Below are 20,346 nucleotides of genomic sequence, written 5' to 3' on the forward strand. Positions count from 1 at the left end.
GCACATGAACGAACTCTTTGCCACACTTTCCGACGGCACGCCGGTCCACCGCTGGACCTTGGAGCGCGCGGGCGTCCGTGTGCGGATCCTGTCGTACGGCGGGATCGTGCAGTCGGCCGAGGTCCCGGACCGGGACGGGCGCGTGGCGAACGTGGTGCTGGGCTTCGCGGACCTGGACGGTTATCTCGAGAACCCGGGCCCGTACCTCGGCGCTCTGGTCGGCCGGTACGCGAACCGGATCGCGGGCGGCCGCTTCCCGCTGGACGGGCTGACGTACGCGCTGGCGCTCAACAACGCGCCGAACTCCCTGCACGGCGGCGAGCGCGGCTTCGACAAGCGGGTGTGGGACGTCGAGCCGGTCGAGCACGGGGTGCGCCTGAGCCGGGTCAGCCCGCACGGCGAGGAGGGCTTCCCGGGGCGTCTGGAGGTCTCGGCGACCTACACGCTGGACGAGTCCGGCGCGCTACGGATCGCGTACGAGGCGGTCACCGACGCGCCGACCGTGGTGAACCTGACCAACCACAGCTACTTCAACCTGGGCGGGTCCGGGAACGCGGGCGGGCACGAACTGCGCATCGCCGCCTCGCGGTTCACGCCGGTCGACGCGGATCTGATTCCGACGGGAGTGGAGGACGTCGCCGACACGCGCTTCGACTTCCGGGAGGACAGGAAGGTCGGCGCCGGGTACGACCACAACTTCGTGCTCGACAAGGGGGTCACGCCGGCGCCCGTCGAGGTCGCCGAGCTGCACGACCCCGCCTCCGGGCGGGTGCTGACGGTGGCGACCACCGAGCCGGGCCTGCAGCTGTACACCGCGGACCACCTGAGCGAGCCCTTCGCGCCCGGCGACGGCATCGCGCTGGAGACCCAGCACTTCCCCGACTCCCCGAACCGGCCGGAGTTCCCGAGCACGGTGCTGCGGCCGGGAGAGACCTACCGCTCGGAGACCGTCTACGGGTTCACGAGTCGGTAGACACACACGAGCCCCGGCCCAGGGGTCAGGTCCCGGGCCGGGGCTGGCTTGTGTGAGGGCTGTGCCCCCTGGGATCAGACGTTAATCGTCGTGGTGACGCGACGGTCGTCAATCGACCGTCCCACCTGGATCTCGTACGAACCCTTCACAAATGACCAGGACGCGGTCTTCTCGTCCCAGATCTCGAAGGCGCGACGCGGCAGCTCCACCGTGGCCTCGACGCTCTCGCCGGGGGCGGCCGCCACCCCCGCGAAACCCGCGAGCCGGCGAGCGGGGCGCTCGGCCCCGGCTTCGGCTTCGGCGGGCGCCAGATAGACCTGCACGACCTCGCGGCCGGCGCGGGTGCCGGAGTTGCGCAGGCGGACCCGGACGGTGCTGCCCTGGACCTCGACCGACTCGTACGTCCAGTCGGTGTAGCCGAGCCCGTGGCCGAAGGGGTACGCCGGGGTGCGGCCCTCCTTCTCCCAGGCGGCGTAGCCGATGAAGACGCCCTCGTCGTAAGGGAGTTCACCGTCCTCGGGGAGGACCCGGGTGACGGGGGCGTCGGTCAGGGAGCCCCAGGTGCTCGGCAGCCGCCCGCCGGGCTCGTGGGCGCCGGTCAGCACGTCCGCGAGGGCCGCGCCGCCCTCCTGGCCGGGGAACCAGCTGAGCAGGACCGCGGCGACGTCCTCGCGCCACGGCAGCTCCACCGGGGAGCCGGAGTTGACGACCACGACGGTGTTCGGGTTGGCGGCGGCGACCGCGCGGACCAGTTCGTCCTGGCGGCCGGGCAGCCGGAGGTCCCCCCGGTCGAAGCCCTCGGACTCGACGCGGTCGGTGGTGGCGACCACGACGACGGCCGTGTCGGCGGCGCGGGCGGCCCGGGCCGCCTCGGCGATCAGCTCGTCGGGGTCGCGCTGCGGTTCCTGGTGGGCGAGGGCGAAGGAGATGACCTTCATCGGGACGTCCTCGGGGAGGACGACGACGTAGGTCAGCGAGACGTCGACCAGCTCGCCCGCGGTCAGTTCGGCCTCGGCACACGGCACGGGTGCGCCGAAGAACGCCTCGAAGGGGTCGTCCTTGTCGGTGCGCTGGACGTCGTCGAAGTACGTCGTGCCGGCGATCGTCAGGCCGAAGGCGCCCAGGCCCTTGATGCCGAAGGTGTGCGGGCCGCTCTCTCGCGGGGTGAAGGTGCCGGTCAGTTCGACGGTGTGCAGACGGTCGTGGGTGACGCCCTCGGGGAGGTCGGTGCCCATCCACTGGATCTGGCCGTTGGGCGCCGAGGCCGTGCCGATGACCTGCCCGTCGGCGTCACGGCAGATCGCCCTCAGCTCGAACCCCTTGTCGGCGACGGCGAGTTCGGTGTTCGGGTCGGCGCCGACGGCGTAGCTCAGGGCGCCCTCGGGAAGGGCGGCGGTGAGGCCGTCGAGCGGGGAGACGATCCGGGACGGGAAGACGGTGGCGGAGCCGCCGCCGAGGACGCGGGCGTCGCGGGCGGCGGCGCCGATGAGGGCGACCGTGCCCTGCTTCAGCGGAAGCGCCTGGTTCTCGTTCCGTACGAGAACGAAGGAGCGGCGCGCGATCTCGCGGGCCAGTTCGATGCCGTCGACGGTCTCCGGCGGCTCGGTGACGACGGGTTCGGCGCCCGCCAGGATGCCGACGCGGGCGGCGAGCCGGAGAACATTGCGTACGGCGCCGTCGACGGTGGCCTCGTCGACCTCGCCGTCCCGTACGGCCCGGGCGAGCGCCTCGCCGTAGACGGTCTTCGGGCCGGGCATGGCGACGTCGAGGCCGCCCTCGATGGCGCCCTTCGTCGACCGGGCGGCCATCCAGTCGGAGACGTTGTAGCCGTCGAATCCCCATTCGGCGCGCAGGACCTCGTTCACCAGGTGGTGGTGTTCGGTCATCGTCGTGCCGTTGACCGTGTTGTAGGCGGTCATGATGCCCCACGGGTGGGCGTTCTCGACGATGAGCTCGAAGGGGGCCAAGTACAGCTCGCGCAGCGCGCGTTCGGAGACCAGGTTGTTCACGGTGAAGCGGTCGGTCTCGGCGTCGTTGGCGACGAAGTGCTTGACGGTGGTGCCGACGCCGCCGGACTGGACGCCGTTCACATAGCCCGCGCCGATCAGGCCGGTCAGGTACGGATCCTCGCTGTAGGCCTCGAAGTGGCGGCCGCCGAGCGGGGAGCGGTGCAGGTTGACGGTGGGGGCGAGCAGGACGTGGACGCCCTTGCGGCGGGCCTCCTGGGCGAGGAGGGTGCCGGCGCGGCGGGCGAGCTCCGGGTCCCAGGTGGCGGCGAGCGCGGTCGGGGACGGGAGGGCGATGGACGGGTCGTCGGCGCTCCAGCGCACGCCCCGGACGCCGATCGGGCCGTCCGACATCACAAGGGACTCCAGGCCGATCTCCGGCAGGGCGGGCAGGGACCACGTGTCCTGGCCGGCCAGGAGACGGGTCTTGGCCTCCAGATCGAGCTTGCCCAGAGCCGCCTCCACGGCTGCCTCGGTGTCCGGGGATGTCGGGGTTCCCGCCATGGCGGTGCCTCCTCGTTGAAGTCCGTGCGGTTCCTCCATCCTGCATCGATTACCTGTAGAGCGGCAGGTTTCGTTATCTTGACGTTATATTCAACGGAAGCCGGTGTCGTACGGTGACGACATGAGCGCGAGAGTCAGGAGTGAGGAGCGGCGGGCCGCGATCGTCACGGCCGCGCTGGAGGTGATCGCCGAGCGCGGTTACCGGGGCGCGAGCCTCGCGGCGGTGGCCGAGCGGGTGGGGCTGACCCAGCAGGGGCTGCTGCACTACTTCCCGACGAAGGACGCGCTGCTGGTCGCCGTGCTGGAGGAGCGGGACCGCTGGGACGCCGTGCCGACCCGGCCGTTGCGGCTGGATCTGCTGGCCTCGCTCGTCGAGTACAACGCGATGCGGCCCGGCATCATCCAGACCTTCTCGGCGCTGCTCGGTGAGAGCGTGACGGAGGAGCATCCGACGCGCGGCTACTTCACCGAGCGGTACGCGCAGGTGCGGGCGGGCATGGCGGAGGTACTGCGCGCCGAGTACGGCGACCGGCTGCCGAACGGACTCACGCCGGAGCGCACGGCCCCGCTGCTCGTCGCGGTGATGGACGGTCTGCAGTACCAGTGGCTGCTGGACCCGGACGCGGTGGACATGCCGGGGGCGTTCCGGGACTTCCTCACGCTGCTGGGCGAGAACCCCGGCTGACCGCGGCCACCACCTCCACCTCGATCTGCGCCTCCGGCCGGAACAGCTTCGGCACCTCGAAGGTCATGCTGGTGGGCGGGGCTCCGGTGAGGAACTCCCTTCGTACGGCGCCGTATTCGTGCAGCTTGTCGATGTCGGTCAGGTACGTGCGGATGTTGATGACGTCGGCGAGTGTGCCGCCGTGGGCCTTCAGCAGGGCGGCGATCGTCTCGAAGACACCGCGGCTCTGCTCGGCGAGCGTGGCGCCCTCCGCGATCTGGCCGGAGACGAACAACAGGGCGCTGCCGTCGGCGTGTTCGACGCGGGCGACCTGGGAGTAGTAGGGGTTCAGGGGCTGGGGGGCGGTGGCGGGGTTGTCGAGGGTGATCTGCATGCCGTCGACGCTAGGACGGGGCCCGGGATGCGACAAGCGAATGTCTAGCATGGCTGCCATGCCGAACTCGCATCCGTCAGTCGAGGTCCCGGACCTTTCCACCGTGTGGCTGCGGGCCTTCCTGGAAGTCGCCCGCCAGGGCTCGTTCACCGTCGCCGCCCGCACTCTCGGCTGGACGCAGTCGGCGGTGTCGCGGCAGATCTCCTCGCTCGAAGGCGCCCTGGGCGGCGGCCCGTTGTTCGACCGGCTGCCCCGAGGCGTACGGCTCACCGAGGCCGGCCGGGTCCTGGTGCCGTACGCGGAGGGCGTCGCCGAGGCCTTGCAGGGGGCCGGGCGTGAGCTGGCCGCGCTGCGTGAAGTGGCCGGTGGGCGGCTGCGGTTCGGGGCGTTCGCGACGGCCGACGCGGCGCTGGTGCCGCACGCCCTCGCGGCCTTCCGAGCCCGTCATCCCGGGGTCGAGGTGACCCGCGAGGAGGGCTTCACTCCCGGGCTCCTGGACCGGCTCACCGCCGGTCACCTCGACCTCGCGGTCGTCTCGACGACGGGCGGTGCGCGGCTGGAGGCGTACGAACTCCACCACCTCCTCGACGAGTCGCTGTACGTCGCCGTCCCGGGCGGCCATGTCCTGGCGGGCGGCGGTCCGGTCCGGCTCGGTCGACTCGCCGACGCCGACTGGATCTCCGGCAGTCCGCGCCCCGAGGGCACGCTCCTGGAGGTGGCCCTGCGCCAGGGCTTCCGGCCGCGCGTCGCGCATGTCGTCGGCGAGTGGACCGCCAAGCAGGGGTACGTCGCCGCGGGCCTCGGCGTGACCCTGGTGCCGGCACTCGCCGCGGAGTCCGTCCGGCCGGACGTGGTGCTGCTTCCGGTGCTCGACGAGGGCGCGCCGGCCCGGGCGGTGTACGCGGCGACGGTGCGGGGGCGGTCATCGGCGCCGGCGGTGGAGGCGTTCGTCGGGGCGCTGCGGGAGGCGGTGGGGCGGATCCCGCACGCATCGCCGCACACACCGCCACATCCGTCACCCCCCACGTCACGCACCATGGCGTAGACCACTTCCGTCACGCGATACTGCGGCCGTCAGGCTCCATGCGCCGTATTGCTGCGACGGAAGGTTCTGAACTCCCTTGTCCTCCATACGTGTTCGGATCGGCATCCTCGGACTGACCCTGCTCGCCGGACTGGCGGCTCCCGCGACCCCGGCGGCGGCCGAAGCCGCGCCCTCGCCCACGGTCGAGGAGCAGCGGCTCGACAAGACCGTGCCGCAGGAGATCCTCCGGCGGTCCGGGTTCGACGCCGTGCCACCCGGGTTCGTACGGGCGCTCGGCTCGGTGCGCTCCTACGCGGAGGCCCGCCGCGTCGTCGTACGGCAGGGGTCGGCGCTGTGGCGGCGGGCGGTCGACCGGGCGCAGGGGCGGGGGCCGGCCGGTGGGGACCTGAGCCGGGACGACGACCGGCCGCTGTACTGGGCGCGGCTGGGGATGACGCGGGAAGTACGGACCTGGGAACCGGAGTTCGGGCTGACCGAGGGGCAACGGGCCTCGCTGCTCGATGCGTTGGAGCGGACCTCGCGCGGGCAGACCGCCATCCGCTATCCGGCCGCCGGCAAGGGACTCAAGCGGGTGCTCGTCACCGGGTTCGACCCCTTCACGCTGGACCGGGACATCCGGATCTCCAATCCGTCCGGGGCCACCGCGCTCGCTCTCGACGGCACGGTGATCGAGACGGCGGACGGGCCCGCGCGGGTCGAGACCGTCGTCTTCCCCGTGCGCTGGCAGGACTTCACGGAGGGGACGGTGGAGCGGACGCTGCGGCCGTATCTGAAGAAGGTCGACCTCTTCACCACCGTGAGCCAGGGGCGGGTCGGGCGGTTCGACGTGGAGCGGACCAACGGGGCGTGGCGGGGCGGGTATCCGGACAACCAGAACATCGGGCTGACGGAGACCGTGCCGGTGAGCGATCCGGGCTCGCAGCCGCAGTGGACTTCGACGACCCTGCCGTACAAGGAGATTGTGGCGGCCGGCACCGGGCGGTTCCCTGTGTACGACAACACGAGCGTGACCGAGATTCCGGCGGGTGGGACGGAGCCTGTGGTGCGGGCGGACGGGCCTACGCCGGGGTCCACCGCCCGTTCGGGGGGCGGTGGGAACTATCTCTCCAACGAGATCGCCTATCGGGCCACGTTGTTGCGGGACCGGTTGGGGCTGCATGACGTGCTGCCGGGTGGGCATGTGCACACGCCGGTGCTGCAGTTCGGGGCGGGGAACACGGATCCGGCGACGGGGGTGGTGACGGATCCGGAGTTCGTGCGGAATCGGCTGGACATCATCGCTCAGGTGACGGGGATTCTGCGGGTGGCGGTTGAGGGGGCGGCCGGGGCGTAGGGGTTCTTTTTTCGCCCCCGCCGCCCCTACCCGTCCCGTCCCTGGGGGCTGCCGCCCCCAGACCCCCGCTGTCGGCCCTGAAGGGGCCTCGTCCTCAAACGCCGGACGAAATCCAGCCCCTCCGGCGTTTGAGGAGCGGGGGTCCAGGGGGCAGAGCCCCCTGGGGACGGGACGGGTAGGGGCGGCGGGGGCGAACGAACCCAGTTACTCCCCGGACACGTCCGCGGCCTCCGCCGGCTCCTCGGTGTTCTCCTCGCCCAGCAGGTCCCGGGCCATCAGTGTCGCCCCCGCCACCGCCCCCGGCATCAGGAACACCGCGACGAACGGGATCAGGAAGGCCACGGCCAGTGGGGTGCCGAAGCCCCAGATCAGGGTCTTGCGGGAGCGGAGGAGCGCCAGGCGGTCGTGGAGTTCGACGCCGCGGCGCTGGAGGGCGACGCCGGTGAGCTCCTCGGTGAGGAAGAAGCCGGTGACGAAGAAGCCGATCACCGGGACGGCTGTCTGGCCGAGGACCGGGATGAAGCCCAGAGCGAAGAGAAGGACGCCCCAGAGACCCGCGCGGGCAAGGACGCGGAGGCTGTCCCTCGCCGAGATCAGCAGCTCGCGCCAGAGCGGGAGGCCGGACTCGGGAGCCGTGCCGTCCGGGGAGACGTCCCGGTCGACCTTCTCGGAGAGGTTCTCGTAGAAGGGCTGGCCGAGGAGGAGGGTCACGGCCGTGAAGGTGAGGACCGACAGGAGGAGGGCGAGGGCGAACAACACCACGGTGAGGAAGCCTCGGAAGAGGCCCAGCCACGGGCTCGACCAGTCGTCGGCGAACGGCGTCGCCCAGGCCACGAAGTCCACGCCCCACAGCGCGAGGGCGACGAGCGCCGCCGCGTAGAGGACCAGGGTGATCAGACCCGGGATCAGCCCGAAGCCGTACTGCTTGCCGTGCCGGGCCACCCAGCGTTGGCCCTGCAGAAGGTAGTTGAAGCCCGCCCCGAGATCGCGCATGGGGTGAACTTTACTGACGTCGGCTCACGCACGATGACCGACCCCGGCGCCGGGGTCCGCGCCACCGGGTCCAGGCCGAGGGCCACCCGGGCGGGGGTGACGAGGGCGCCGTACTCGGTGTCGTCGAAGCCGATGACGGCGAGGTCGTCGGGGACCGCGCGGCCGAGGTCCCGAAGGGGCCGTCATGGTGCGCCGGGCGATGTCGTCGGCGTACGCGGCCACCGCCGTCACCTCCGGGTGTGCGGGCAGGAACGCCCCCAGCGCCTCCGTGCCGGCCGCGGCACCACCAAGAGGGTGAGCGGCGGCAGGCCGCGGCCCGGCGTACGCGGTCGCGGGTGGCCGCGGAGATCGTCTGGTTCGGGTCGTCGTTCAGGACGAAGCTCACGGTGGCCCGCGACACCCCGCTCGCCGCGGCCACGTCGCTCGGCGTCACCCGCTTCGCCGCGCGCCGCCCGCTGGGATCCCGCCATCATCGCGGTCCGTATCACGGCGGTCCGGCTGCCGGCTCAGGCCGCCTCATCCCAGGGGAGTCACCGCCACCACGACCCCCGGTTCCGCCGTCGGCGACACCGCCGCCGACACCCGCACCGCCGCCGCCCTGGCCACGCGGCCCGTACGGGAGGCGGTGGCCAGGAACAACGGCTGGAGCTGCTCGAGGCCCGAGACCAGGAGTTCCTCCCCTGCGATCAGCACCGGCCGCGCCGCCTTCGCCGTCGCCGCAGCCGCCTCCGTGAGGTCGGCGAGGGGCGGGAGCGTTCCTCGTACGACGTTGGCGCCGGCGGCGGCCGCGCGTTCCGCGAGGGCCACCTGGAGAGGCATCAGGGGGGCCAGCGCGGCCGTCAGGGCGTCGGCGATGCGGCGGAGTTCGGGGGTCGAGTCGCGCAGGACGTCGGTGGCCGCCCGGATCAGGGGCGTGAGGGCGAGGAGCAGGCCGGCGAAGACGCCCGCCGCCGCGGGCAGCAGCGGTGACGTCGCCTCGACGAAGTCACCCAGCGCCGTCGCGAACTCCTCGACCGCGGGCTCCACCGCGTCCAGGACGGGCAGGAGGCTGTCGCCCAGCGCCGCGAGCAGGGCCTGTGCCGGTTCGCTGACCGGGTGGACGGCGAGCGGTGCCCCGGTCGTGCCGAGCCGGGTGAGGGTGTCGACGATCCGGTAGAACGCCTCCTGGGCCTGCGGGGACGCGCTCGCCTCGGCCAGTTCCGCGGTGGTCTCGCGCAGGACGCGCAGCACCTCGGTGCCCGAACCGTCGCGCGGGTCGAAGGTGTTGATCGCGATCCTGGTGATGTTCCCGGCCGTGTCCAGGAGTTGGCCGGTGATGTCGGTGGTGTTCCGTGCCATGCGCAGCACGTCGTCCCTGCTGGGGAGCGAAGGGATCGTGGACATGGGCCCTCCTTGGCTGACAACGCCTCGCACGCCGGTGTCCTCAGCATGCCCCGTCCGGCCCCCACGAGATGCGCCATCCGGGGCATCCGCGACACCAACTCCCTCTTGTTGCGGTTGAGTCGAACGGGTACACCTCGCCGTACCGATCCACAGGAAGCCCCACAGGAGGTACGCGTGCGCACCACGAGAACCGTTCCTGCGAGACCCGTCCTGTTCACCGCACTCGCCGTCACCACGGCGGGTGCGCTCCTGCTGACCCCCCACACGGCGAGCGCGGATCCCCAGCCCGTCACCAGGGAGGGCGCCGGCGTCGAGGCCCAGCGCGCCGCCCGGGCCCCGGAGAGCGCCGCTCAGCGAGCCCTCACCGCCGCACAGAGCACCACGGGGGCCGTGCGCGGCTACCCGCGCGAGCAGGTCCTCACCCCCGACCCGGAGAACCCGGCCGACAAGTCCATCAAGCTCGGCCTCACCCCGTACCACGGCATCGCCCCGAAGCTGAACGCCCTGCAGCGGCTCGGCGACCGGGTGAGCGTCGAGGTCGCCGGGCAGTCGGCCGGTGGGCACCGGCTCTACCTCGTCACCGTCACCGCCCCGGAGACCGCGGGTCAGGCCCGGGCCCAGGAGCGGATGCGCGAGCTCATCGAGAACGCGCCCGCCACGGCCGCCAAGTCGCGGGAGATCAAGGCGAGTTACAAGGCGCCCGTGTTCCTCAACAACAACATCCACGGCAACGAGTGGGAGGGCACCGACGCCTCCCTGAAGCTCGTCGAGCAGCTCGCGACCGCGAAGGACCACAAGACGCGCGATCTCCTCTCCCACAGCCGCCTGTACTTCAACATCACCGCGAACCCCGACGGCCGGATCGCCGGGACCCGCGCGAACGCCAACGGCTTCGACCTGAACCGGGACTTCGTCACCGCCTCGCAGCCCGAGGTGCGCGCGATGCGGCAGATCGAGATCGACAAGCAGCCGGCCGTCATGCTCGACCTGCACGGCTACGTCAACGGCACGCTCATCGAGCCCACCACTCCCCCGCACGGCGAGAACTACGAGTACGACCTCTTCCTGAAGAACACCTACGCCAACGCCCTCGGCATGGAGGCCGCCGTCAACGGCCTCGGCTACACGCCCGCGCAGGACGGCGTCGAGCCCGTGCAGATCCCCTTCCGGGACCAGGAGGAGGGCTGGGACGACTGGCCGCCGATCTTCACCCCGCAGTACGCCGCCTTCCACGGCACGGTCGCCGCGCACACGGTGGAGATCCCGTTGCAGGTGAACAACGACGCCTACGACAGCCTGCCCGTCGAAGAGCTGCGCCGCCGGTCCGCGATCAACGTCGACGTCGCCGGTGCGGCCATCCGCGCCACGCTCAACTTCGTGCAGGAGAAGCGGACTTCGCTCGTCGCCGACCAGATCGAGGTCTTCCGGCGCGGGGCGGCAGGCGCGGCTCAGGTGCCGGTGTCCGAGGAGACGGTCCCCGGGGTTCCGGGCATCGGTCCGGAGGACGTGTACACCACCGACTTCCCCCGCGCGTACGTCATCCCGTCCGGCAGCACCGCCGCCGCCCGGCTCGTCGACCACCTCGTCGCCAACGACGTCCGGGTGGCCCGCGCGGCCCGCGACTTCCGGCTCGGCGGACGGTCGTACGCGAAGGGCTCGTACGTCGTCGACATGCACCAGCCGAAGCGGGGGCTGGCGAACGTGCTGCTCGCCGACGGCACGGACATCAGCGACAAGGTCTCGGTGATGTACGACATCTCGGGCTGGAGCCTGGGCCGGCTGTGGGGCGCCACCGTCGAGCCGGTGACCTCCGGGAACCTGACGGGCGTCGCACTGCGGACCGTCCGGAAGGCCGCGCGTGTCGGTTACGTCGCCCCGCGCGGCGACCTGCGGCTGCGGCTCGACGACCCGCAGGAGATCGCGGCGCTCAACTCCCTCCTCCAGCACGGCGTTTCGGTACGACGGGCTGCCGACGGGAGTGCGATCGTGCCGGCGTCGGCGCGCGCCAGAGCAGCGGCCGCGGCACAGTCCTACGACGTCGTCTTCGACGCGACGAGGCTGACCGGCACGAGCGCACTGCACCGCCTCCGGGTGGCAGCCGCCGTGACGCCGGGTGAGCTGTTCGCGCTTCGCGAGATGAACTTCGAGGTCACGCCGGTCTCGACGGCCGTCCTGAACACGGGCTCCTTCGACTGGTCGACGGTGGACGTGCTGTTCGTGTCGGCGGGGCTGGAGTACGGCGGCCTGACCGCGGCCGCTCGCGGGGCGCTGGAGGCGTTCCTCGATGCCGGACACGGTCTCGTCGGGCGCGGTGTCGTCGGGGCGGACCTCAGCACGGCGGCCGGACTCCTGGCGGCCAAGCCCGTCGAGGGCAACGGGGACGCCAACGGCGTGGTGCGCGTGGTGAATTCGGGACCGGTCACCGCCGGTGCCCCGGACCACGGTTTCGTGTACGCGCCCGTCTGGTTCACCGACCTCGGACCGGAGGTCCGCGTGGAGCAGTCGTACGCGACCGGCAACCCGCTCGTGTCCGGGCACTGGCGGGCGCTCGCGGACGGCTCGGGCGGGCCCGCCGCGGCGGCCGGACAGGCCTCGGTCGTCAGTGGCCCGCAGACCGTTCTGTTCGGCACGGAGCCCCTCTTCCGGGACCACCCGAAGGGGGAATTCGCCCAGGTCGGACGGGCGTTGTTCACAGTGGTCGGCACGTGAAGCGGTTCAGGTGAGGAGAGCGGATGACGCAGGAGATCCACGGCACCGTCGCGGACGGCTTCGAGGCGGTGCGGGAGGAGTTCGCCGCGTTCGTGACGGGCGAACGGCCGGACTACGAAGGGCAGTTGTGCGCGTATGTGCACGGCCGCAGAGTCGTCGACCTGTGGGTGAGGGACGGCTCCGACGCCACCTCCCTGCACGGCGTGTTCTCGTCCACCAAGGGCGCCGCACACCTCGTGGTCGCGCTCCTCGTCCAGGACGGCACGCTCGAACCGGACCGCAAAGTGACGTACTACTGGCCGGAGTTCGGGGCCGAGGGCAAGGGCCAGCTGACCCTGCGGGACCTGCTCGCGCACCGGGCCGGTGTGATCGGACTCGACGGGGGCTTCACCGACGACGAGCTGGCCGACGACCGTGCGATCGCCGAACGGCTCGCGGACCAGAAGCCGTTCTGGCGACCGGGCACGGCCTTCGGCTACCACGCCCTCGTGATCGGCGCGCTGGCCGGTGAGGTCGTACGGCGGGCGACGGGCCGTACGCTCCAGGAGGTGTACGAGGAGCGGATCCGCGCCCCGTACGGGCTGGACTTCTTCCTGGGACTGCCCGCGGCGCTGGAACCCCGTTACCGCTCGGTGCGGCCGATGACCCCGACGGACGAGCAACAGGCCCTGCTGGACTCACTGCCGAGGGGGCCGCACACGCTGGCCTCGATCGCGTTCAACACCCATGTGCCGGAGCCCGGGACGCTGGAGAGCTACGCCAACTCCCGTGCCGTACGGGCGAAGGGCCCCGCGTCGGCGGGCGGTGTGGCCGCCGCGCGCGGGCTCGCCGGGATGTACGCGGCGGCGATCAGCGAGGTGGACGGGCGTCCGCCACTGCTGAAGCCGGACACCGTCGCCGAGGTCGGCCAGATCCATTCGATCGGGTACGACCTGGTGGCCCGGACACACAAGTCGTACGGCCTCGGCTTCCAGGCCACCGCGGACACCTGGCACCCCTTCCTGGGCGCCGGGACGTTCGGCCACAGCGGCGCGGGCGGTTCGCAGGCCTTCGCGGATCCGCGCAGCGGGCTGGCGTACGGCTACACACGCAGGCGGATGGCTTTCCCGGGAGGGGCGGCCCCTGAGAACCAACGGCTGGTGAAGGCGGTGCACACGGCAGCACTGGCCGGCTGAACCGACGGCGACGCGGAGACTCCGGCGAGTGCCCACCAACGTCCACTGTCCCCAGGCCACCGGCCGCGAAAGAGCCGCGCCCCGCAGGCGAAAGAGCCAAAAAGGAAGCCGCACCCCACGTCCAGGGGTGCGGCCTCCGTCAAGCGCAACGAGTGCGCTCAGACAAGCGTCACGGTGATGTTGCCGCTCGTCGCCTTCGAGTACGGGCAGACCTGGTGGGCCTTCTCAATCAGGGCCCTGGCGGTCTCGGCGTCGATGGCCGGGATGTGTGCCGAGATCTCGACGACGAGCCCGAAGCCGTCGCTGTTCTTGCCGATGCCGACCTTCGCGGTGACGGTCGAGCCGGAGAGATCGGCCTTCTCCTGGCGGGCGACGACGCCGAGGGCACCCTGGAAGCAGGCGCTGTAGCCGGCGGCGAACAGCTGCTCCGGGTTGGTGCCGGTGCCGCTGCCGCCCATCTCCTTGGGCGGGCTGACGACGAGGTCGAGCTTGCCGTCGTCGGTGGCGACCCGGCCGTCGCGACCGTTCTCGGCGGTGGCGACGGCGGTGTACAGGACGTCGGACTGCTGGATGGACATGCGGTGTCTTCCTCCTCGGTCCGCCGCGACTCGCGCCCACGATCGACGACGGAATTCGGAAAGAAGTTACCGCATGACGGAAATCCAGGACAGAGTCAGAGCTTGACGATCATCTTCCCGGTGTTGTCGCCGCGCAGGACGCCGAGGAAGGCCTCCAGGTTGTTCTCGATGCCCTCGACGACCGTCTCGCGGTACTTCAGCGCGCCAGAGGCGACCCAGGGGCCGACCTCCTGGACGAACTGCGACTGGAGGTCGTAGTGGTCGCCGACCAGGAGGCCCTCGATGCGGCCGCGGGTCGCGATGAGGCGGGCGAGATTCTTCGGACCGGGGGCGGCCTCGGTGTTGTTGTAGACGGAGATCATGCCGCAGATGGCGATACGGCCGTGCAGGTTGAGGGAGCCGATGGCCGCCTCGAGGTGGTCGCCGCCGACGTTGTCGAAGTAGACGTCCACGCCGTCGGGAGCGGCGGCGCGCAGCTGCTCGCTGACCGAACCGTTCTTGTAGTTGAAGGCCGCGTCGAAGCCGTACTCCTCGACGAGGATCTTGACCTTCTCGTCGGAGCCGGCCGAGCCGATGACCCGGGAGGCGCCCTTGAGCTTGGCGATCTGGCCGACCTGGCTGCCGACGGCACCAGCGGCGCCGGAGACGAAGACCGAGTCGCCCTCCTTGAAGGCGGCGGTGCGCAGGAGGCCGGCATAGGCGGTGAGGCCGGTCATGCCGAGGACGCCGAGGTAGGTGGAGAGGGGCGCGGCCTCCGGGTCGACCTTGACGGCCTGCGCGGCGTCGAACGTGGCGTACTCGCGCCAGCCGCCGAAGTGCAGGACGTGGTCGCCGGCCGCGATGCCCTCGGCGCTCGAGGCGACGACCTCGCCGACCGCGCCGCCCTGCATGGCCTTGCCGAGCTCGAAGGGGGCGACGTACGACTTGGCGGCGCTCATGCGGCCGCGCATGTACGGGTCGACGGACAGGTACTTGTTCCGGACCAGGACCTGACCCTCGCCGGGCTGCCGGATCTCCGCCTCGACCAGGGCGAAGTCCTCGGGCTTGGGCCAGCCGACGGGGCGGGAGAGGAGGTGCCACTCGCGGTTGATCATGACGGAGCCTTTCGATTTACTTCAGTACCTGAAACAACAATGCGCCTGAATATTTCATGTTGTCAAGTAACGGGGTATCCTGGACCGCATGGCCACACCCGAGAAGACCCGCCGACCCGACGCGCTGACCATGGAGGTCGTCGAGCTCATCGGAGACGTCGTGGCGCGTTTCTACGAGGACTTCGAGGACGCCGCCGCGGGACACGCGCTGACCGGCGCGCAGGCGCGGCTGCTGAGCCTGCTGTCCCTGGAACCGCTGCCCATGCGCAAGCTCGCCCGGAAACTGAAGTGCGAGCCGTCGAACGTCACCGGGATCGTGGACCGCCTGGAGACACGGGGACTCGTGGAGCGCCGCCCGGATCCCACGGACCGCCGCGTGAAGGTGGCCGCGGCGACGGAGGAGGGGCGGCGGGTGGCCCGGGGACTGCGAGAGGAACTGCGCTTCGCCCGCGAACCGCTCGCCGGACTGTCCCACGGCGAACGGGAGTCCCTGCGGGACCTGTTGAGGCGGATGCTGGACACGGACACGCAGGGCGACGACGGGTGATCAGGCGGGCGGGACATCCGCCTGAACCGTTCAGCCGATCCACAGAGGCAACCGCCTCAGGTGCACCACCACAGGAACCGCTCGCACTCCGAGGGTGACGGATCCGGGCTCGGGTCCGCGGTCGTCGGGTCGGCGGTGGGGGTCGCGGGGTCGGCCGGAGTGGTCGCCGGGTCCGAGGCCGACGTGTCCGGGGCCGTGGTCGTCGCCGACTGGGCCTCCTTGTCGGCGTCGTCCTTGTCCTTGTCCGGCTTCTCGCTCTTCGACGCCGAGGCGGACGGGGACTTCGAGGCGTCCGGGGTGGCCGAGGCGACGGCTCCGCTCGGGTCGTCCAGCGGCTCGGCCGTCGCGCCCGCCGCGGCCGGCGTGGGGGACGAGCCGGGGGCGTCCATGCCGAGTTCCGCGAGGCTGAGGCCGCCGGCCGCCAGGACGCAGGCCGCGGTGATCAGGAGGACCCGGCGGCGCCGGCGGCGGTGGGCCGCGGCTTTGCGGTCGCGGCGGCTGGCGCCGGCCGTGGAGCCGTCGGGGTCTTCCTCGCCGTCGTCATCGGGGTACTCGGAGTCGTCGTGGTCCTCGGGAGCTTCGGCCGCCGCAGCGGTCCGGCCGCCACGGCCCCGTGCGCGGCGCCGAGCCGCTCGGCCGCCCGTCGGCTCCGCCGGCGGCTCGGACCGGTCGCTCGACGACTCCGGCTCCGCCTCGGCCTCGTACGACGCCGCCTCATGGCCGTCCCCGTACGAGGCGGCCGCGTGGCCCTCGCCGTACGCGGCGGGCGCGCCCGCGCTCCCGTACGCATCCGTGTGGCCGGCATCCGCGTATCCGCCGCCGTACGCTCCGTCGGCCCCGTACGCCTGCTGCGGCTGGACAGGCGCAGACACAGGCGCATGCGGCTGCGCCGCGTACGCCCGTAGTTCTTCGACCGAGGTGCCGCAGCCCGGGCAGGCGAGGGCGCCGTTGAGGTGCCGTCGGCACGGGAAGCAGTAGTCCATGACGCGGGAAGAATAAGTTCCACACAGGGAGCGTTCCTAGAGATCTCTGTGAAGGTTCCGTGCGGAACTGGCGTTTCGCGTTTGCCCAGTTGAGGTCAAGCCCCACCATTCCGCGCCATCTTCCGACACACCGGAGCGGTCCGTCGCACGGTCCGTGCGACGGACCGCTCCGGCCCGAAAAGCGTCCTTCTCCGCTCAGGTCTTCTTACGGGTCGTCATGGCGCGCTGGATCAGGATGAACGCGCACAGCAGCACACCGGTGGCGATCTTCGTCCACCAGGAGCTGAGCGTGCCCTCGAACTGGATGATGCTCTTGATCAGGCCCAGGACGAGGACGCCGAAGAGGGTGCCCAGGATGTAGCCGGAGCCGCCCGTCAGCAGCGTGCCGCCGATGACGACCGCGGCGATCGCGTCGAGTTCCATGCCGGTCGCGTGCAGCGGGTCACCGGACTGGATGTACAGGGTGAAGAGCAGGCCGGCCAGGGCCGAGCAGAAGCCGCTCACCGTGTACACGGCGATCTTGGTGCCGCCCTGCGGCAGGCCCATCAGCATGGCCGACTGCTCGTTGCCGCCGATGGCGTACACCCGGCGTCCGAAGCGCGTGTAGTGCAGGACGTAGAACGCCACGGCGAGGACGACGAGCGAGACGATGGCGCCGACCGACAGGAAGCCCACCCCCAGCGACGCCTGCGCCTGCGCCATGCTGCTCACCGAGGCGTCGCCGATGGAGATCGACTCCTTGCTGATGACCAGGCACAGGCCCCGGAAGAGGAAGAGGCCGGCGAGGGTCACGATGAAGGGCTGGATCTCGAAGTTGTGGATCACATAGCCCATCAGGAAGCCGCCGAAGGCGCCCACGCCCAGCGCGATGGGGATGACGACCAGGATGGGCAGGCCCTGCTTCTCCACCAGCCATGCCGTGAGCATGGTCGTGAAGCCGATCACGGAGCCGACCGACAGGTCGATGCCGCCGGAGAGAATCACGAAGGTGGCGCCGACGGCGGCGACCAGCAGGTAGCCGTTGTCGATGAAGAGGTTGAGGAAGACCTGCGGTTCGCCGAAACCGTAGTTCGTGTAGCGGCTCAGGCCCGCGATGTACATCGCGAGGAAGAGCGTGGCGGTCACCAGGACGGGCAGGCGCCGGTCGCCGAGCAGCCGCGCGCCCTTGGACGTCGTACGGCTGTCCGGGACGGTGGGGGTCTTGGTGGCCGTGCTCATCACGACACCTCCATCTTGGGGGCTGCCGCGGTCGTCGGGGCGGTGTCCGCCGGGGTGGCGGACGGCTTGCCGCCGCCCTTCGCGCCGGACCCGGAGCCGAACTTGGCACCGAAGACCTTGGCGCGGAACTTCGGGGACTGCAGCAGGCAGACGACGATGACGACGGCGGCCTTGAAGACCAGGTTGGTCTGGGTGGGCACACCGATGGTGTAGATCGTGGTGGTCAGGGTCTGGATGACGAGGGCGCCCACCACCGTGCCGCCGATGGAGAACCGGCCGCCCAGGAGCGAGGTGCCGCCGATCACCACGGCGAGGATCGCGTCGAGCTCGATCCACAGACCGGCGTTGTTGCCGTCCGCGGCCGAGGTGTTGGAGCTGATCATCAGGCCCGCGATACCGGCGCACAGCGCGCAGAACACGTACACCATGATCTTGATGCGGCGGGACCTGATGCCGACCAGGCGGCTGGCCTCGGCGTTGCCGCCGACCGACTCGACCAGCAGGCCGAGGGCCGTGCGGCGGGTCAGTGCCACGGTGACGGCCACGACCGCGGCCACCACGAAGATGGAGAAGGGCAGGGTCAGCCAGTAGCCGCCGCCGATCAGCTTGTACGGCTCGCTGTTGATGGTGATGATCTGGCCGTCGGTGATCAGCTGGGCGACACCGCGCCCGGCGACCATGATGATCAGCGTGGCGATGATCGGCTGGATGCCCATCCGGGCGACCAGGAAGCCGTTCCACAGACCGCAGACCACCGCGGCCACCAGTCCGATGCCCATGGCCAGCAGCACCGCGGACAGGGCGCTCTGGTCGGCCTGGTCGCTGATGTAGGAACAGGTCAGGGCGCCGGTGATGGCGACCACGGCGCCGACGGAGAGGTCGATGCCACCGGTGGCGATGACCAGGGTCATGCCGACCGCCACCAGGATGAGCGGCGAGCCGAACAGCACGATCGAGACGAGGCTGCCGTAGAGGTGACCGTCCGTCATCTTGATCGAGAAGAAGTCGGGGGTGAAGGGAACGTTGATCAGCAGCAGGAAGACCAGTACGGCCACCGGCCAGAACAGGTGATGCTGCGTCAGCGCTCGCCATCGGGGAGTGGTGGTCACTGGTGCTCTCCGCTCGCGATGGTCTCCAGGATCCGGGTGGGGGTGATCTCGGGCCCGTTGGCGATCTGTGCGACGAGCTTGCGGTCGCGCAGCACGCCGATGGTGTGGCTGAGCCGGAGTACCTCTTCCAGTTCGGCCGCGATGTACAGCACGGACATGCCTTCCTCGGAGAGCGAGACCACGAGTTTCTGGATCTCCGCCTTCGCGCCGACGTCGATGCCGCGCGTCGGTTCGTCCAGGATCAGCAGCTTCGGCTGGGTGATGAGCCAGCGGGCGAGCAGCACCTTCTGCTGGTTGCCGCCGCTCAACTGGCCGACCCGGGCCTCCGGGTTGGCGGGGCGGATGTCCAGCGCCTTGATGTACTTGGCGACGAGTTCGTCGCGCTGGGCGGCCGGGATGGGCCGGGTCCAGCCGCGGGCCGCCTGGAGGGCGAGGATGATGTTCTCCCGCACCGTCAGGTCGGGTACCAGGCCCTCGGTCTTGCGGTTCTCCGAGCAGAAGGCGACGCCCGCGGAGATCGCGTCGTTCGGGGCACTCATCGAGACCTGCTTGCCGCCGATGGTGACCTTGCCGCTGTCGGGCTGGTCGGCGCCGAAGAGCAGCCGGGCGAGTTCGGTACGGCCGGAGCCGAGCAGACCGGCCAGTCCGACGACCTCGCCCTTCTTGATCTCCAGATCGAAGGGCGCGATGCCGCCCGTCCGGCCGAGGCCGTCCGCGTGCAGCAGCGCCTCGCCGACGTCGGCGTGCAGCTGGTGCTCGTGGAGCTCCTCCAGCTGGTCCATGGCCTTGCCGATCATGAGATGGATCAGTCCGACCTGGTCGAGCTCGCTGACCAGATGCTCGCCGACCAGGGCGCCGTTGCGCAGCACGGTCATGCGGTCGCAGATCTCGTAGATCTGGTCGAGGAAGTGCGAGACGAACAGGATCGCGACGCCCTCGTCCCTCAACTGCCGCATCAGGCGGAACAGTTCGAGGACCTCGTCGCGGTCGAGGCTGGACGTCGGCTCGTCCAGGACCAGCACCTTGGTGCCGGCTCCCGCGCCGTCGCTGTCGCCGGTGCCGACCGACCGTACGATCGCGACCAGTTGCTGCACGGCCAGCGGGTACGAGGACAGGGGCGCGGTGACGTCGATGTCGAGGCCGAGCCGGTCGACCAGCTCCGCCGCCTCCTTGCGCATGCGCTTCCACTGGATGCGGCCCGCGCGGGTGGGTTCACGTCCGATGAAGATGTTCTCCGCCACCGACAGGTTGGGGCAGAGGTTCACCTCCTGGTAGACCGTGCTGATGCCGGCCTGCTGCGCCTGGAGCGGGCTGCCGATCCGCACGGCCTTCCCGTCGAGGGTGACCGTGCCGCCGTCCAGCGAGTAGACGCCGGTCAGCACCTTGATCAGAGTGGATTTACCGGCGCCGTTCTCGCCCATCAGGGCGTGGATCTCGCCGGGGAAGAGCCGGAAGTCGACGCCCGACAGAGCCCGTACCCCCGGAAACTCCTTGACTATGCCCGTCATCTCCAGGACGGGCAGCGGCTCTGCCATGGCAGCGCTCCTCATCGATTTCGTTCAGGCCCGCAGGGAGCCCCCTGGACAGCCCCCCTCGACTGAGGGTTCGGTCGGGCGGGGGCTCCCTGGCGGTGGGTGC

Annotated in this window: 18 protein-coding genes; 7 read left to right on the forward strand and 11 right to left on the reverse strand. The window is 71.0% G+C overall.

Going from position 1 to position 20,346, the window contains the following annotated elements:
• Positions 1–4: 4 nt before the first annotated feature.
• Positions 5–973 carry an aldose epimerase family protein gene (locus tag IG08_RS0109930; RefSeq protein ID WP_030598994.1) on the forward strand — a complete coding sequence of 323 codons (969 nt, stop codon included), beginning with the start codon at positions 5–7 and terminating at the stop codon, positions 971–973.
• A gap of 74 nt (positions 974–1,047) precedes the next feature.
• Here the strand turns inward: IG08_RS0109930 and IG08_RS0109935 are convergent, their stop codons facing one another.
• On the reverse strand, positions 1,048–3,483 hold the full coding sequence (locus tag IG08_RS0109935) for a beta-glucosidase (protein WP_030598996.1): 2,436 nt from the start codon (positions 3,481–3,483) through the stop codon (positions 1,048–1,050).
• A gap of 103 nt (positions 3,484–3,586) precedes the next feature.
• On the opposite strand from IG08_RS0109935, the gene IG08_RS0109940 reads away from it, so the two are divergent.
• Positions 3,587–4,168 (forward strand): TetR/AcrR family transcriptional regulator, encoded by a 582-nt coding sequence (locus IG08_RS0109940; protein ID WP_030598999.1) that lies wholly within the window; start codon positions 3,587–3,589, stop codon positions 4,166–4,168.
• Here IG08_RS0109940 and IG08_RS0109945 read toward each other — a convergent pair.
• The gene (locus tag IG08_RS0109945) at positions 4,140–4,541 is read right to left on the reverse strand and encodes a RidA family protein (RefSeq protein ID WP_030599002.1); all 402 of its coding nucleotides are present in this window, start codon (positions 4,539–4,541) and stop codon (positions 4,140–4,142) included. The genes IG08_RS0109940 and IG08_RS0109945 overlap by 29 nt on opposite strands.
• A 49-nt stretch (positions 4,542–4,590) precedes the next feature.
• Here IG08_RS0109945 and IG08_RS0109950 point away from each other — a divergent pair, with 49 nt between their 5' ends.
• Together IG08_RS0109950 and IG08_RS0109955 are read left to right on the forward strand one after the other, a co-directional pair.
• Complete coding sequence (locus IG08_RS0109950) at positions 4,591–5,586, forward strand: LysR family transcriptional regulator (protein ID WP_078655516.1); 996 nt, start codon at positions 4,591–4,593, stop codon at positions 5,584–5,586.
• A 76-nt stretch (positions 5,587–5,662) separates the two neighbouring features.
• Positions 5,663–6,919, forward strand: a complete 1,257-nt coding sequence (locus IG08_RS0109955; protein WP_030599007.1) for a pyroglutamyl-peptidase I — start codon at positions 5,663–5,665, stop codon at positions 6,917–6,919.
• 204 nt (positions 6,920–7,123) lie between these two features.
• On the opposite strand, the gene IG08_RS0109960 is transcribed toward IG08_RS0109955, so the two are convergent.
• The 3 genes from IG08_RS0109960 to IG08_RS0109965 form a co-directional block, all read right to left on the reverse strand.
• A complete protein-coding gene (locus IG08_RS0109960) occupies positions 7,124–7,912 on the reverse strand; it encodes an EI24 domain-containing protein (RefSeq protein WP_030599009.1) in 789 nt (262 codons plus the stop codon).
• A gap of 10 nt (positions 7,913–7,922) precedes the next feature.
• Positions 7,923–8,345: a LacI family DNA-binding transcriptional regulator gene (locus tag IG08_RS60615; protein ID WP_199820836.1), complete on the reverse strand. Its 423-nt coding sequence runs from the start codon at positions 8,343–8,345 to the stop codon at positions 7,923–7,925.
• Between the two features lie 83 nt (positions 8,346–8,428).
• Positions 8,429–9,295: a hypothetical protein gene (locus IG08_RS0109965; RefSeq protein WP_030599011.1), complete on the reverse strand. Its 867-nt coding sequence runs from the start codon at positions 9,293–9,295 to the stop codon at positions 8,429–8,431.
• A 174-nt stretch (positions 9,296–9,469) separates the two neighbouring features.
• On the opposite strand from IG08_RS0109965, the gene IG08_RS0109970 reads away from it, so the two are divergent.
• Together IG08_RS0109970 and IG08_RS0109975 are read left to right on the forward strand one after the other, a co-directional pair.
• Positions 9,470–12,004, forward strand: a complete 2,535-nt coding sequence (locus IG08_RS0109970; protein WP_030599014.1) for a M14 family zinc carboxypeptidase — start codon at positions 9,470–9,472, stop codon at positions 12,002–12,004.
• Between the two features lie 23 nt (positions 12,005–12,027).
• Complete coding sequence (locus IG08_RS0109975; RefSeq protein WP_030599016.1) at positions 12,028–13,179, forward strand: EstA family serine hydrolase; 1,152 nt, start codon at positions 12,028–12,030, stop codon at positions 13,177–13,179.
• 158 nt (positions 13,180–13,337) lie between these two features.
• Here the strand turns inward: IG08_RS0109975 and IG08_RS0109980 are convergent, their stop codons facing one another.
• Positions 13,338–13,757, reverse strand: a complete 420-nt coding sequence (locus tag IG08_RS0109980; RefSeq protein WP_030599019.1) for an organic hydroperoxide resistance protein — start codon at positions 13,755–13,757, stop codon at positions 13,338–13,340.
• Between the two features lie 95 nt (positions 13,758–13,852).
• Entirely contained in the window at positions 13,853–14,851 is a 999-nt protein-coding gene (locus tag IG08_RS0109985; RefSeq protein ID WP_030599022.1) for an NADP-dependent oxidoreductase, read from the reverse strand.
• A gap of 88 nt (positions 14,852–14,939) precedes the next feature.
• Here IG08_RS0109985 and IG08_RS0109990 point away from each other — a divergent pair, with 88 nt between their 5' ends.
• On the forward strand, positions 14,940–15,398 hold the full coding sequence (locus IG08_RS0109990; protein WP_030599025.1) for a MarR family winged helix-turn-helix transcriptional regulator: 459 nt from the start codon (positions 14,940–14,942) through the stop codon (positions 15,396–15,398).
• A gap of 56 nt (positions 15,399–15,454) precedes the next feature.
• On the opposite strand, the gene IG08_RS0109995 is transcribed toward IG08_RS0109990, so the two are convergent.
• The 4 genes from IG08_RS0109995 to IG08_RS0110010 all read right to left on the reverse strand — a co-directional run bounded on the left by IG08_RS0109995 (position 15,455) and on the right by IG08_RS0110010 (position 20,243).
• On the reverse strand, positions 15,455–16,381 hold the full coding sequence (locus IG08_RS0109995) for an SCO2400 family protein (RefSeq protein WP_030599027.1): 927 nt from the start codon (positions 16,379–16,381) through the stop codon (positions 15,455–15,457).
• A gap of 195 nt (positions 16,382–16,576) precedes the next feature.
• Entirely contained in the window at positions 16,577–17,599 is a 1,023-nt protein-coding gene (gene yjfF, locus IG08_RS0110000) for a galactofuranose ABC transporter, permease protein YjfF (RefSeq protein ID WP_030599029.1), read from the reverse strand.
• On the reverse strand, positions 17,599–18,708 hold the full coding sequence (locus tag IG08_RS0110005) for an ABC transporter permease (RefSeq protein WP_030599031.1): 1,110 nt from the start codon (positions 18,706–18,708) through the stop codon (positions 17,599–17,601). The genes yjfF and IG08_RS0110005 overlap by 1 nt, the downstream gene beginning before the upstream one ends.
• Positions 18,705–20,243 (reverse strand): sugar ABC transporter ATP-binding protein, encoded by a 1,539-nt coding sequence (locus IG08_RS0110010; protein ID WP_030599034.1) that lies wholly within the window; start codon positions 20,241–20,243, stop codon positions 18,705–18,707. The genes IG08_RS0110005 and IG08_RS0110010 overlap by 4 nt, the downstream gene beginning before the upstream one ends.
• Between the last annotated feature and the right edge of the window lie 103 nt (positions 20,244–20,346).

This window comes from Streptomyces fulvoviolaceus, assembly GCF_000718165.1.
Classification (GTDB): domain Bacteria; phylum Actinomycetota; class Actinomycetes; order Streptomycetales; family Streptomycetaceae; genus Streptomyces; species Streptomyces fulvoviolaceus.

What these genes read in the sequence shown, in the direction of transcription:
- IG08_RS0109935 (WP_030598996.1), bottom strand. Translation starts at nt 3,483, where the DNA reads ATGGCGGGAACCCCGACATCCCCGGACACCGAGGCAGCCGTGGAGGCG.
- IG08_RS0109985 (WP_030599022.1), bottom strand. Translation starts at nt 14,851, where the DNA reads ATGATCAACCGCGAGTGGCACCTCCTCTCCCGCCCCGTCGGCTGGCCC.
- IG08_RS0109975 (WP_030599016.1), top strand. Translation starts at nt 12,028, where the DNA reads ATGACGCAGGAGATCCACGGCACCGTCGCGGACGGCTTCGAGGCGGTG.
- IG08_RS0110010 (WP_030599034.1), bottom strand. Translation starts at nt 20,243, where the DNA reads ATGGCAGAGCCGCTGCCCGTCCTGGAGATGACGGGCATAGTCAAGGAG.
- IG08_RS0109960 (WP_030599009.1), bottom strand. Translation starts at nt 7,912, where the DNA reads ATGCGCGATCTCGGGGCGGGCTTCAACTACCTTCTGCAGGGCCAACGC.
- IG08_RS0109930 (WP_030598994.1), top strand. Translation starts at nt 5, where the DNA reads ATGAACGAACTCTTTGCCACACTTTCCGACGGCACGCCGGTCCACCGC.
- IG08_RS0109980 (WP_030599019.1), bottom strand. Translation starts at nt 13,757, where the DNA reads ATGTCCATCCAGCAGTCCGACGTCCTGTACACCGCCGTCGCCACCGCC.
- IG08_RS0109965 (WP_030599011.1), bottom strand. Translation starts at nt 9,295, where the DNA reads ATGTCCACGATCCCTTCGCTCCCCAGCAGGGACGACGTGCTGCGCATG.
- IG08_RS0109945 (WP_030599002.1), bottom strand. Translation starts at nt 4,541, where the DNA reads ATGCAGATCACCCTCGACAACCCCGCCACCGCCCCCCAGCCCCTGAAC.
- IG08_RS0109990 (WP_030599025.1), top strand. Translation starts at nt 14,940, where the DNA reads ATGGCCACACCCGAGAAGACCCGCCGACCCGACGCGCTGACCATGGAG.
- IG08_RS0109995 (WP_030599027.1), bottom strand. Translation starts at nt 16,381, where the DNA reads ATGGACTACTGCTTCCCGTGCCGACGGCACCTCAACGGCGCCCTCGCC.
- IG08_RS0109950 (WP_078655516.1), top strand. Translation starts at nt 4,591, where the DNA reads ATGGCTGCCATGCCGAACTCGCATCCGTCAGTCGAGGTCCCGGACCTT.
- yjfF (WP_030599029.1), bottom strand. Translation starts at nt 17,599, where the DNA reads ATGAGCACGGCCACCAAGACCCCCACCGTCCCGGACAGCCGTACGACG.